We start from the raw sequence: 13,394 nt of genomic DNA on the forward strand, positions 1-13,394 counted from the left end.
GGGAGTTGAATAAATAACAATAATCCTCTAATTGTAATTTTCATGGAGAATGCTCCCGACATGTTTAGCAATTACTTTATCTAATGGTGCTTTCTGAAGGTAATGCTAAAGTTTCATCATGCGAAAAAATAACGAAAATGGAATGAAAACCCAGTTTTCGCTCCATCTTTTTTAAGCAAGTATTTTATTTTTTAAAGGTCTTTATTATTCGCAGACAATAACATGTTGATTTGAAAGAAAGTTTGATCAAAAATACCTCACAAACCCGTATTTTATGATAAACGAGAAGAACCTATTTTGAAAAAATGATTGAACAAAATGGGCTCTTTCTTTGTGAAGTATTGTTCAATTTTTACAAAAAAGTTTGAACATTTCCTATCTAAGTTGTTCCACAATCACGCCCGTTACTTTAAGTATAACATTTCACAATCTTACACATTGATGTTAATCACATTTCTTTCAGAAAGGGGAATTATAGGTTAATTTACGCCCCTGTTAGATACTGGGGGGCTGTTCATGAAGTCGTGGCTTCGCCACTCCTGCAAAGACGTTTCATTTATGTAAACGGCTATTCAACAAACTAGAATTTGGCGAACACGGATTATGCTTATACTATTCGCCTGTTCTTTTTGTCGTATATCACAACGGTTACAATTGAAACAAGAACAATCACAGCATTTGCGGCAATGGTTCCCGCCCAAGTCATAGTCATGGTGCCGAAGATGGGGGATGCCGCATTGAACATGGTGTGGAATAATACGCACATAAACACACGGCCTTCTCCTGATATTTTGTAGATTGCCCCATTGAAAAACCGAAACGCAATGAGTTGAACTGCAAACATCCAAAAGTTAATGAGTCCCTCTCCGTGATTCGTCCCCGGAATGAAGAAGAGAGGGATATGCCATAAAATCCAAATGATTCCAACAAAAACAGAAGACAAAACAAAACCGTATTTTTTGTCAAGCTCGGGCTGCAATATGTACATCCAGCCAGCTTCCTCCAAGCCACCGATAATAAGATTACCAAGCAGGGAAAGGAAGAACGTATAAAATGGAAGTACCATTTCCGTGCGACCTGAAACTGCAATATGTATCAAAAAATACAGTGCAAGTCCTGTAACAACGAACAAATAGAGAGATATGCTATTTTTGGCATAAAAAACAGTTCTCAACCATTCCTTGAAACCTGCTATTTTGTTATTTTTCTTCAGAACGATATATGAAGCAATAGCGGGCGACAAAATATAGATTGCAAAAGGGATATTCATCCCGAATTGCTGTAACGAGTGAACCCAATTGTGAACCGAATATCCGAATTGCCCAAGAGCAATCAAAGCACCTGACACAAGATAGGCAATGCAAAATGTCTGCATCGTAAATTGTACTGTGATTTTTTTGTCTGTCACGATTTCTACACCTCACATTTTAAAGTATACATTAAATTTTAACGGAGCAACTTATTGTCACTCAACAGGTCCTTAATCGAACTTTTTATTAAAATGTCTTTTCCTCTTCACTTAAAAACACCCCTTTAGATAACGGTATCCAAAGGGATAAAACGGTACAACTTTGTTATAAACGGTACATCTTTCTTTTAAATCAACAATTGTTTTAGATATTTCTTCTTCTGTAACAATGCCCCAATCAATATCTTTTCGTTGCCAATATTCCCTTTCAATTTCAAATTTTTTAAGCACACCCTCTTTTAATAGTTCATCTTTCATTTTTATTGTACGAGCTACTTCAATTACACCTTGACCTTTATTAATCGTTAATAAAAAATCTGTTGTCATCACAACAGATTCCCCAGTTTTAGGATTTGCAGGATGCTTCACACCTAATTCTTCAGCAATGACAATAGTTTCTTCTAACGGTAGTAAAGGAAATTGCTCTCGAATATCAACAATTAAATCCGAAAATTCAGTTATATAAAAGTAGTTTCTTTCTAAATCAGATAAAAACTCATGTTGCCTGTTCGTCTTTATTCCTTTTAAACGAGTGGAACGGCCTAAAGAAGATACATCTTGGATCTTTAGCCACGGTTTATATTCTGAACCAATACCTGATCCACGACCTTCTTTAATCCACTTCTCTATTTTAGATGTTCTTTTTCTTTTGGACATAAAAACACCCCTTTAGACAATCACATCTAAAGGGGAAAAGCTTCGCAACTTTCTTTAAACCATCGCATCTTTTTTATAAACATCGTGACTTTATTTCAAAGCCACACAACAAACATCTTAATTATAAATTCTTACTCTACTGTAACCGATTTGGCTAGGTTACGCGGTTTATCCACATCGCAGCCACGGTGCAGAGCCGCATAATACGAAATAAGCTGCATCGGAACTACCGACACAAGAGGCGTCAGCATCTCATGCACTGCCGGAATCGTGAAGCGGTCTCCCTCATTCTCCATACCTTCCATACTAATAATGCAAGGGTTCGCACCACGTGCTACAACCTCTTTCACATTACCGCGAATATTCAAGTCTAGTTGTTTCTGGGTAGACAGGGCAACAACCGGCGTATCCTTCTCGATAAGAGCGATCGGACCATGCTTCAGCTCGCCGCCAGCAAAGCCTTCAGCCTGAATATAGGAAATCTCCTTCAGCTTCAACGCCCCTTCGAGACATACATAGAAGTCAATGCCACGGCCAAGGAAAAATGCATTGTGATGGGTGCTCAGGAACTCATCCGCAATCTTCTTCATCTCATCCTTGTTATCGCATAGTGTCTCAATTGCATTGGCTACGATGCCCAGTTCTTTCAGCGGTTCGAAATCCAATGACAAGCCTTGTGCGCGTGCCGTATCCACTGCAAGTATCGCCAGCACCGCCAGCTGTGCGATATACGCTTTCGTCGAAGCGACCGCAATCTCTGGACCTGCATAGAGCGGCAGTGTATAATCTGCTTCACGAGACAGGGTAGAACCCGGCACGTTCGTCAATGTCAGTGCCTTGTATCCCATCTTCTTCACCTGTACCAATACTGCGCGGCTATCTGCTGTCTCCCCGCTCTGCGAGATAAAGATGAACAGCGGCTTTTTGCTGAGAAGCGGCATATTATAGCAGAACTCACTTGCAATATGCACTTCTACCGGAATACCAGCCATCTTCTCGATAAATTGTTTGCCGACAAGACCTGCATGATAACTAGTACCGCAGGCCACAATATAGATACGATCCGTATCTTTCATCGCTTGGCGGATTGATTCCTCCAGCTTCAAATTGCCGTCTTCGTTCTGATATTGCTGGATGATATTGCGAATAACAAAAGGTTGTTCGTCAATTTCCTTCAGCATATAGTGCGGATACGTACCTTTTTCGATATCGCTGGCATCAATTTCAGCAACGAATGGATTACGGATAATGACGTTTCCGTCCAAATCTTTAATTGTAGTGCTATCTTTTGTTACGATCACAATTTCTTCGTCCATTAGCTCGACGAATGTATCAGTTACCTGCAGCATCGCCATAGCGTCACTGGCTACAACGTTGCAGTCCTCGCCCAGACCGACAAGCAGCGGGCTTTTATTCTTGGCTACATAGATAACGTCCGGATCATCCTGATCCAATAGAGCAATGGCATACGAGCCTTTCAAGTTTTTCAGCGTAGTACGGAAGGCTTCTTCTACAGTCATCCCTTCTACCACGAATGCTTCTATCATCTGTACAATGACTTCGGTATCCGTGTCACTGATAAAGGAATGTTCGGATAAAAAGTTGCGCTTCAAGTGTTCATAGTTCTCGATAACACCATTATGCACAAGCGTAAAACGCGCAGTATGACTCTGGTGTGGATGTGCATTTACGCGATTTGGTACGCCGTGCGTCGCCCAACGCGTATGACCGATTCCAACGCTACCTGTCGTATCCTGATCTACAATATTACGCAGCGCGGCAATCCGCCCTTTCTCTTTAAAAACGCGTACACCTTTTCCGTTTACAACAGCAATGCCCGCAGAGTCATAGCCGCGATATTCCAGTTTCTCCAAACCGCGAAGCAAGATTTCTTTTGTATCTTGAGTTCCGATATATCCTACGATTCCACACATATACGTTCTTGTTCCCCTTTCGAGACGGGGCAACACACGTCATCACTATAACTCTTCCGTTCAGACAGGGTGTGCCCCCGTCTACCATTGTCTTTTGTTATCGTTTCAAAATGAAAATTCACCTTATACACATACCCGGGTTTTTGTTATTTAAACCATGGATATCAGACCGTACTGTTCCTTTGTCCGACAAGTTTCCCTGACGTTTTGTTGAACAGCCCTGCGGCAGCGGTCCACTGCCGGGAGGCATCCGCCGAATCAATCGATTAACCTCCACCTCGTCAACCATTCCTTTACCGTCCGATAGGAATGGTCCTGGCGCTTTTACAACATCATTATATTCAAGACCAACCTGTATGCTTCCTATGCTTTCAATCCCCTCCTTATTTGCACTATGCATACATTACCACATGTAAACACTTTCTAACAATAGGGAGTTTTCCCCGTGTCCTTACCTTTACCTAACTTAAGAAAAAAAGGATACGGCATGACTACCGCATCCTTTTAACAAGCATTTACACAAGTTCTTTCTTAACGACATCGGCAATTTGTTCTACATACTCTTCAAGCTCCGCTTTATCTGGACCTTCTGCCATTACGCGAACAATCGGTTCCGTTCCAGAAGGACGGACAAGCACGCGGCCATTCGAGCCGAGCTTCTCCTCCACCTCTTCAACAACGGACTTGACCGCAATATTTCCGGTTAGCTTCGTTTTATCAGCAACACGTACATTAACGAGAATTTGCGGGTACTGGGTCATCGTCTCTGCGGCTAATTCAGATAGCGGCTTGCCGTTTGCTTCCGCAACCACATCGAGCAATTGCAGCGCCGTCAGAAGTCCATCCCCAGTCGTATTGTAGTCGAGGAAAATAATATGGCCGGATTGTTCGCCCCCTAGGTTAAATCCGCCTTTTAGCATTTCCTCCATTACATAGCGATCCCCTACAGCTGTTTGACGAGTCTCGATGCCTGCTGCCTCAAGGGCTTTATAGAATCCGATATTACTCATAACTGTAGATACGACGGTATCATTCTTCAGCTTGCCACGACGTTTCCAGGCAACACCACAAATCGCCATAATAAAGTCGCCGTCCACAAGCTCTCCCCTTTCATCGACCGCAATCAAACGGTCTGCATCACCATCAAACGCCAGACCCAGCACGGCACTATGTTCAACTACAGCTTGCTGCAGGGCTTCTGGATGAGTGGAGCCACACTTATCATTGATGTTTAAACCATCCGGATTGCATGCCAGCGTGATGACGTCCGCTTCCATATCAGCAAACAATTGGGCTGCCAGTGCAGAAGCGGCCCCATTCGCGCAATCGACGACAATTTTCAGATTGTCAAATCGATTTTGCACTGTACCTTTCAGGTACTGAAGGTACTTTTGCGCCCCCTCCTTATAATTAAGTACGGTTCCAATATCGCCGCCAATCGGGCGTGGCAGCTCATCTTTTTCCGCATCAAGCAGCGCTTCGATTTCAGCTTCCATCTCATCAAGCAATTTAAACCCATCGCCGCCGAAAAATTTAATTCCGTTATCCTGTACCGGATTGTGCGATGCAGAAATCATAATCCCTGCGTCTGCTTCCAGGGCGCGGGTCAAATAGGCCACTCCCGGGGTAGAAATAACGCCTAACCTGACCACTTCCGCTCCAATAGACTGAAGTCCGGCGATAATAGCACGTTCTAGCATCGGACCCGAAATACGTGTATCACGGCCGACAACCACTTTCGGTCTCTCGTTCTTGCTGTCACGAGTAACAATGTATCCGCCGCACCGTCCCAACTTATATGCCAGCTCTGGAGTTAATTCTGTATTGGCAACGCCTCTCACGCCGTCAGTTCCAAAATATTTACCCATTCCTTTACCTCTCCTCTCACGAGTTAACACGCTGATTATCAACTTGCTCTCTTACTAAAACTACTGCTTGTAGTCCTTGTTGATTGACTATTTTCACATCGGAAGGAAGATTGCTTACATGTATGGACGATGTATACTGTCCAGGCGGCTTTCCGCTCATGTCTATAGAAGCGAAGAGTTTATTTTTATCCATTTTTTCAATTGCCTCTTTAGTTCCTTGGAGCTGTATCTCAATACGGCCGGATGAAGGTTTGACAAACTCGGCGCTCTGACCTTCGGCAAGTCCTTGAACTTTGATAGGCAATTCTACTGAATCACGTATAGTTGCTGGCGGCTGAGGCTGTTCTTCCGGCTTACCCGTCTCATTAGGAACAGCTCCTATCGCCGCTTCATCCTTTTTTACGATAGTAATGCTCACTTCCGCTAATGTCACATCCGCTTTCTGTATTTTATCCGGCAACGGAATATTGACAGGAACCGTCTTCGATTCGCTTAGTCCGCTCACTTCCACATCTGGAAGCACAATGGCAGAGATTGTATTCAATACTTCCTGACTCCCATACAGCGTCACTTGTTTCGGGTTCACTGTTACGGCAGTAACCTGATATCCGTCTGCAGGCACTCCTTTACCTCCAACTTTCAAAGGAACGGTCTTCGCTGGGGTTAAAGAGAGCGGAACGTGTATATCCACTGTTGCAGGCGATACTTTGGCCGCTTCTACAGGATCGCCTCGATGATCAAGCACACGAAGCGGGGCCCTCGTATCGACCGATTCCTCGGCTCCCTCTACACTAACATATGCCCGAACAAATGCTACATCTTTCACCCTGCTTTCCGGTACAGTGACAGTTACCGTCTGTGGATTGACAACAGGCTGACCTACTTTTCCATAAGCTTTTGTCTTACCAACAACATCCACTTGAATCGTTTTTTCTATCTTCTTGATTTCTTCGATAGTGACTGTTACATGGCTCGGTTGAATCGCCACTTCGAGTCCTCTGGGCACTCCCTCATATTGTACCGGTACATCATGCTTTCCGCTACCATAATTGCGCAAGTCTACATAAACGTCAAAACTGTCTGGAGATATAAGGGAAGACATGGCCAACAAGTCCTTTCTTCCTTTCAACTCCACCTGTACAGTAGAAGGTGCCTGTACAAGATACTTGCGCGCATCATATCGTACCTTCAAGCCAACCTGATTTGTATGTGATGTTACCTGTCCCGGACCTACGCCTGTACTGACGGTTGGGTCGTTATTGACTACCGCCCATAGCATCAAGGCAAGCAAAAGTGAGATTACTTTGACCACGGTATTGTTGTTAAGCCATCTATCCATCGTTTTTCACCTTCCGTTGCCAGATCGGCGCTGTCGCTCTTCCTTGTTGGGTGAGCTTCTCATATAGAAGCTCCGTGAGCTTCTCCTGGTCATAATCACGGGAAATCTCACCATTCAGCGCTATAGAGACCTGACCGGTTTCTTCCGATACTACTACAGCAAGAGCATCCGAGACTTCACTTAAGCCGATGGCCGCCCGGTGGCGCGTGCCCAGCTCCTTGGAGATAGTAGGGTTCTCCGAAAGCGGAAGATAGCATCCTGCCGCCATCACCATATCTTTACGCATAATCACTGCGCCGTCATGCAATGGCGTGTTTGGAATAAAAATATTAATGAGCAATTCAGTACTGCTACGTGCGGTCAGATTAATGCCTGTTTCAATGTAATCCGACAATCCGGTCTCCCGTTCGATGACAATGAGTGCTCCAATCCTTCGCTTCGCCATATAGAAAACAGATTTTACTATGGCCTCTACAGCATCGGCTACCGCTTTCTCTTCAGGGGCTGAACTGCGAGAAAACAGACGCCCGCGGCCGATTTGTTCCAGCGCACGCCGCAGCTCTGGTTGAAAAATAACCAGTATCGCAAAAACTCCATATGTAAAAGCCTTGTCCATCAACCATTGCAATGTACGCAATTGCAGAACAGTACTGGCGAGCATTACAACAACGATGACAATAATACCTTTAAACAATTGAAGTGCACGCGTTCCACGCAGCAGCAGAATCAATTTATAAATAATATAAGTAACAATTAGAATATCAACTGCATTAATAATATAGCCAAGAAAATTCTCGGTAAAATCCTCCATTCACTTTCCTCCTTCAAGCGGGAGGCAATGATCAAGCAACGGTGTGCCGTTCCCTTGTATCCCAGCGTTCTCTTTCCTTAGTATATATTGTTTTCCAAGACCACGCAAAAAAGACACGGTATTTCCGTGCCCTTCCCCCATTCTTATTTTAGCTGCTTACAAGCGAATTGAAAACCTTTTTTAAATTATACCAAACCCATTCCAATGCTTCATGGATTTCTTCTACTTCGCCTGAAATATGAGCTGTTGAGGCCGTGTACACCTCACCGTCAATGGCGACTACATTTCCCTTTACATCCCCATCAACCTGGATGCTACCATTGCGCACAACAATATCTCCTTCTACAGTTCTCCCTGCTGGGACGATAACCATATGTCGATCCTCATCGACTTTAATATTCTGGGCTTGCGGAGCAGAAAATTCAAACCGTTCCTGTCCTTGCGTCCAGAATGACATCATGCTGCCAGCCATTAATACAACGAATAACGAAGCGGCCACAAGCAAGGGATGCCGTTTAATTCGATCAAAAAAGCTTACTTTTCGCCTTTCTTTAGGCAAAGCAGCCATCACACGGTCCGTAAAACCTTCCGGGGCCTTAGTATGAGATAAGCTTTGTACAAAAGCAATTGTTCTCTTCAATTCCTGGAAATGCCTTTTGCAATCCTGGCAGGTAGCGATGTGGGAACGAATCTGCATCTCTTCTTCCTTGGTTACTTCTTCATCCAGGTAGTGATGCATAAGACGCACAATATCTTTGCAATGCATAACAACTCTCCTTCCTTTCTACTACATAAACCGAAGTTTTTTACGCAGTGCTTCCCTGCCTCGGTGAATTCTGGTTTTGATGGTGGAGATGGGTAGCTGAACCGCTTCACTGATTTCTTGCAGGCTTAAATCTTCAATGTAGCGCAGCAACATAACCGCCCTGTATTTAGGACTTAGTCCCATGATGGCGCCCTGTACTTCTTCCTGCAATTCATCTGTCAGCACCTCTTCTTCCGGTCCCTTGCCGGTGTCGGCAAGTCGGTCATGCCAGTCCACTCCCTCTGCTCCGGAAATTTCTGCATCAATGGAGAGATTTTTCTTTCTTTTTCTGAGAAGATCAATACTAAGATTAGAAGCGATACGGTATATCCATGTAGAGAACTTGTACTGGGGATCGTAGTTGTCCAGGTTGGCGTATACGCGCAGAAAAGTCTCCTGGGCGACGTCTTCCGCTTCCTGTCGATTACCCACCATCCGGTAGGAAACATGGTATACCTTATCCTTGTACAAATCGACCAGTTCGGCAAAAGCATCGCGGTTCCCGTTTTTTGCCTCCTGGATAATCCGTTGCTCGGTAATGTCCAATTTGCTCCACATCCTAAATCAGTTTCCCGTATGTTACATACGTCTGCTCTACATTATAGGTTTCACAAAAAAAATAAAAAGACGAGAACGCGTAATGCGCGCCCTCGCTTGTCCATATCCATTTTGCTTCTTTATTATAGTAGTTTTTCGCCGAATACGGAACCCATCAATGCCACCGCAACGCGCGCTGTTTTGTTCATCTGATCGAGGATCGGATTAACCTCCACAAACTCGGCGCTGGTCAATACATTCGCTTCGGCTAGAATCTCCATTGCGAGGTGGCTTTCACGATAGCTAATGCCTCCGATGACCGGCGTTCCTACCCCTGGACAATCATGTGGATCAAGGCCATCCAAATCAAGGCTCAGATGAACACCATCCGTTCCGTCCGTAACAATTTTCACCGCCTCTTCCATGACACGCGCCATGCCCAGACGATCGATTTCATGCATTGTAAATACTTTAACACCAAGCTTTTTAATAAATTCTTTCTCACCGGGATCCAAAGCTCGTGCTCCGATAAGAACCGTTTTTTCAGGGTCTAGCTTGGCATTCGGGCTTCCGATAGAGGTAAGCGATTCATGGCCGTATCCAAGGCTTACCGCAAGTGACATACCATGAATGTTTCCTGACGGGGAGGTTTCTGACGTATTCATATCACCATGAGCATCATACCAGATAACACCGGTCTTTGGACGATGCGTAAGCACACCAGCAATCGTACCAATGGCAATACTGTGGTCTCCTCCGATAACAAGTGGAAAATTCCCTTTGCCCATCTCATCCGAGACTGCTTCGCACAGTTCACGGTTCACTCGGGCAATCTCATCCAAATATTTAAGATTTGTGCCTGCGATCGTCTTTTCTTTAGGATGACGTACAATGATATCGCCCTTATCGTGCACTTTATATCCGATTTTCGCCAAACGCTCCACAACTCCAGCATAACGAATGGCGCTTGGCCCCATGTCTACACCACGTCGGTCCGCTCCCAAATCCATCGGAACACCAACAACCGAAATATTTCGATTCATCGAAGGATTCATATATGTAAGCCCTCTCTTTCTATATTGTACGTTTATTTTATCCTCTTCGGAACAAATGACTCAACTCAACAACTTTATGAATGGTTATACATCTGCAAACAAACGATATTCTATATATTATTGGTTTAAGGGAGCAATAAAACGGGTATATAATATAGGTCTTTTTTAGAGAAGGGAGTTTGCTATGATTACGTTTTCTTCTGTATCCAAAACATATGAGGATGGCACACAGGCCATTCGCAAGCTCGATTTTACTATTCAAGCCGGCGAATTTTTCGTGCTCATCGGTCCAAGCGGCTGCGGCAAAACGACGACAATGAAAATGATTAACAGATTGATCGAGCCAACCGAAGGAAAAATTTTCTTGCACGACCGTGAAATACATACGTTCGACGTGCAGGAGCTCCGCTGGAATATCGGGTATGTACTCCAGCAAATTGCGTTGTTTCCACATATGACAATTGCCGAGAATATTGCGCTCGTTCCAGAGATGAAAAAATGGAGAAAAAGGAAGATAAGTGATCGCATTGATGAACTTTTGCATATGGTAGGCCTCGATCCTGCTACGTACCGTGAGAGAAAGCCTTCTGAATTATCTGGCGGTCAGCAACAGCGCGTTGGTGTTATACGAGCATTAGCGGCCGATCCTGAAGTTATCTTGATGGATGAGCCGTTCAGCGCACTTGACCCGTTAAGCCGTGAACAGCTACAGCAGGATATTCGCAATCTTCAACAGGAAATTAAAAAGACCATCGTATTCGTTACACATGATATGGATGAGGCGATGGCTATTGGCGATCGCGTTTGCTTAATGAAAAACGGAGAAACAATACAGATTGATACGCCGCAAAATATGATTCTGCACCCTGCAAACGACTTCGTACGCGAGTTTATCGGGGACCGTAAGTCTTCCTGGCTCACTGCAGTGGATGTAATGAGTGAAGCTAAAAGCCCCCATCTTCTATCGATTCATGATTTGGAAGCGGGAAACGCCTCAAGCATCTTACCACTGTATATCACTGAAGAGGATGGCTCACTAGCTGGTCGGATTGTGGAAGGCAGCATGATTCGGGAACGCATTCCTATAGTACCTAATGACATGAGGCTGGCCCAAGCTTTGCCGCTCTTTGAACAGCATCAGGTAGAAGCTTTACCTGTCGTTAAAGACTCAAAAGTGGTCGGTATACTTTCATACCGTACGATTATGCACTATTTTATGAAAAAGCATGAGAAGGAGATAAACAAGGTATAATGCAGAACTTTTTTAAATTACTTGAAAAGAATCAGGATATCCTGCTCTCGACGATTTGGCGTCATCTGCAATTATCCGTCGTCTCCCTCTTATTTGCATTGTTGATAGCTTTGCCGCTCGGTATCTACCTTACGCGTAACAGACGAATCGCCGAACCAATTATCAGCGTAACGGCTGTATTGCAAACCATTCCCAGTCTGGCTCTGCTTGGCTTCATGATCCCGCTTATTGGTATCGGTCCCACTCCGGCTATTATTGCTTTAACTGCTTATGCATTGTTGCCAATTCTGCGCAATACTTATACTGGAATCAATGGTGTAGATCCGGCATTAATTGAAGCAGCAACCAGTATGGGAATGAATTCCCGACGCCGTCTTACGAAAGTAGAACTTCCCCTCGCGATGCCCACCATTATGGCTGGTATCCGTACAGCAATGGTACTGATTGTAGGAACAGCTACACTGGCTGCCCTCATCGGTGCAGGGGGCCTCGGCGACTTGATTCTTACCGGTATTCAACGGGCCGATAACGCGTATATTCTGCTAGGAGCGATTCCGGCAGCTCTGTTGACCATTTTATTCGATGTGCTCCTCCGTTTTACTGAAAAACGATCCATGAGTTCATCTTTTAAACCGATGCTTGCAGTTATGGTTCTCCTGGCAGGTCTTATTGCTTCTCCCTTTTTTATTCAAGGAGGAAGAGCGGATGTTGTACTAGGGGCAAAGCTTGGGGCAGAGCCTAACATCCTTATTACTATGTACAAAATTTTAATCGAGGAACAAACCGATTTAACGGTAGAGCTTAAACCTAATCTGGGCGGAACCGATTTTCTTTATAGTGCAATTAAAAAAGGAGATATTGATGCGTACCCCGAATATACAGGGACTGCCGTCGTTACACTGATGAAGCAGCAGCCTGTCAGCAACAATTCAAAAGAAGTATATAACCAAGCAAAAAAATTGATGGCCGACCAAAACTTAGTTTACCTCGCCCCGATGAAGTTTAACAATACATATGCCTTAGCTGTGAAAGAGGATTTCGCCAAACGGTTGAATCTAAACAAAATATCGGACTTAAAAATACATACGGATAAATTAAAGGCCGGCTTTACATTCGAATTTAAAGACCGGGAAGACGGGTATAAGGGCATACAAAAGCAGTATGGATTAAATCTTCCCAATATCCAAACCATGGATGCTGGCTTGCGTGCCAAAGCGATCGGAACTGGAGATATAAATCTCATCGACGCTTACACCACCGATGGCTATATGATTGAATATAAACTAGTTGCTCTGGAGGATGATAAAAATCTTTTTCCACCTTACCAAGGAGCACCTTTAATCAGAAAAGCAATCCTTGAAGAACACCCTGAGCTGGAAACCATTTTGAACTCGTTAGCTGGTAAGATTAGCGAAGAGGAAATGATGGAGATGAACTATCGGGTAGATTATAGAGGTGAATCTGTTGATAAAGTAGCACATGAATTTCTTAAAAAAAATGGATTGATAAAGTAAAGCTAAAGAAATTTCGCCAAAAAGCGGATAACCAAAGCAATGGAGATTGTTTTGGTTATCCGCTTTATTAAACGCTTGTTTAAATAAAAAAGACCTTACAGGTTGTAAGAGTCTAAGTGAAGCGGGTGATGGGAATCGAACCCACGTATTCAGC

General features: G+C 44.1%; 11 protein-coding genes and 1 pseudogene. 2 read left to right on the top strand and 10 right to left on the bottom strand.

The window, feature by feature from the left end; all coding sequences use genetic code 11:
• Positions 1 to 607 precede the first annotated feature (607 nt).
• From HMPREF0083_RS24730 to rocF, 10 genes and pseudogenes are all read right to left on the bottom strand, one after another.
• Entirely contained in the window at positions 608 to 1,408 is an 801-nt protein-coding gene (locus HMPREF0083_RS24730) for a CPBP family intramembrane glutamic endopeptidase (protein ID WP_021624708.1), read from the bottom strand.
• A 204-nt stretch (positions 1,409 to 1,612) separates the two neighbouring features.
• Positions 1,613 to 2,125: pseudogene (locus HMPREF0083_RS24735) on the bottom strand (TnsA endonuclease N-terminal domain-containing protein); the annotation flags it as partial.
• 131 nt (positions 2,126 to 2,256) lie between these two features.
• Positions 2,257 to 4,059 carry a glutamine--fructose-6-phosphate transaminase (isomerizing) gene (gene glmS / locus HMPREF0083_RS24740; protein WP_021624710.1) on the bottom strand — a complete coding sequence of 601 codons (1,803 nt, stop codon included), beginning with the start codon at positions 4,057 to 4,059 and terminating at the stop codon, positions 2,257 to 2,259.
• Positions 4,060 to 4,177: 118 nt separating this feature from the next.
• Positions 4,178 to 4,459, bottom strand: coding sequence for a hypothetical protein (locus HMPREF0083_RS24745; protein WP_021624711.1), 282 nt, complete (start codon positions 4,457 to 4,459; stop codon positions 4,178 to 4,180).
• Between the two features lie 115 nt (positions 4,460 to 4,574).
• Positions 4,575 to 5,927, bottom strand: coding sequence for a phosphoglucosamine mutase (gene glmM, locus HMPREF0083_RS24750; RefSeq protein ID WP_040305006.1), 1,353 nt, complete (start codon positions 5,925 to 5,927; stop codon positions 4,575 to 4,577).
• Between the two features lie 16 nt (positions 5,928 to 5,943).
• Entirely contained in the window at positions 5,944 to 7,266 is a 1,323-nt protein-coding gene (locus tag HMPREF0083_RS24755; RefSeq protein WP_021624713.1) for a CdaR family protein, read from the bottom strand.
• Positions 7,259 to 8,077 carry a diadenylate cyclase CdaA gene (gene cdaA, locus HMPREF0083_RS24760; RefSeq protein ID WP_021624714.1) on the bottom strand — a complete coding sequence of 273 codons (819 nt, stop codon included), beginning with the start codon at positions 8,075 to 8,077 and terminating at the stop codon, positions 7,259 to 7,261. Before cdaA ends, HMPREF0083_RS24755 begins: the two co-directional genes overlap by 8 nt.
• A 148-nt stretch (positions 8,078 to 8,225) precedes the next feature.
• Positions 8,226 to 8,843 (bottom strand): zf-HC2 domain-containing protein, encoded by a 618-nt coding sequence (locus HMPREF0083_RS24765; protein WP_021624716.1) that lies wholly within the window; start codon positions 8,841 to 8,843, stop codon positions 8,226 to 8,228.
• Positions 8,844 to 8,864: 21 nt separating this feature from the next.
• Positions 8,865 to 9,428 (bottom strand): RNA polymerase sigma factor SigW, encoded by a 564-nt coding sequence (gene sigW / locus HMPREF0083_RS24770; protein WP_040305010.1) that lies wholly within the window; start codon positions 9,426 to 9,428, stop codon positions 8,865 to 8,867.
• Between the two features lie 134 nt (positions 9,429 to 9,562).
• Positions 9,563 to 10,462 carry an arginase gene (gene rocF, locus HMPREF0083_RS24775; protein WP_021624718.1) on the bottom strand — a complete coding sequence of 300 codons (900 nt, stop codon included), beginning with the start codon at positions 10,460 to 10,462 and terminating at the stop codon, positions 9,563 to 9,565.
• 196 nt (positions 10,463 to 10,658) lie between these two features.
• Between rocF and HMPREF0083_RS24780 the strand changes: the two genes are divergently transcribed.
• Both HMPREF0083_RS24780 and HMPREF0083_RS24785 read left to right on the top strand, forming a co-directional pair.
• Entirely contained in the window at positions 10,659 to 11,726 is a 1,068-nt protein-coding gene (locus HMPREF0083_RS24780; RefSeq protein ID WP_021624719.1) for an ABC transporter ATP-binding protein, read from the top strand.
• Complete coding sequence (locus HMPREF0083_RS24785; RefSeq protein WP_021624720.1) at positions 11,726 to 13,240, top strand: ABC transporter permease/substrate-binding protein; 1,515 nt, start codon at positions 11,726 to 11,728, stop codon at positions 13,238 to 13,240. The genes HMPREF0083_RS24780 and HMPREF0083_RS24785 overlap by 1 nt, the downstream gene beginning before the upstream one ends.
• Positions 13,241 to 13,394 lie beyond the last annotated feature (154 nt).

This window comes from Aneurinibacillus aneurinilyticus ATCC 12856, from assembly GCF_000466385.1.
In the GTDB taxonomy this organism is placed as follows: Bacteria; Bacillota; Bacilli; order Aneurinibacillales; family Aneurinibacillaceae; genus Aneurinibacillus; species Aneurinibacillus aneurinilyticus.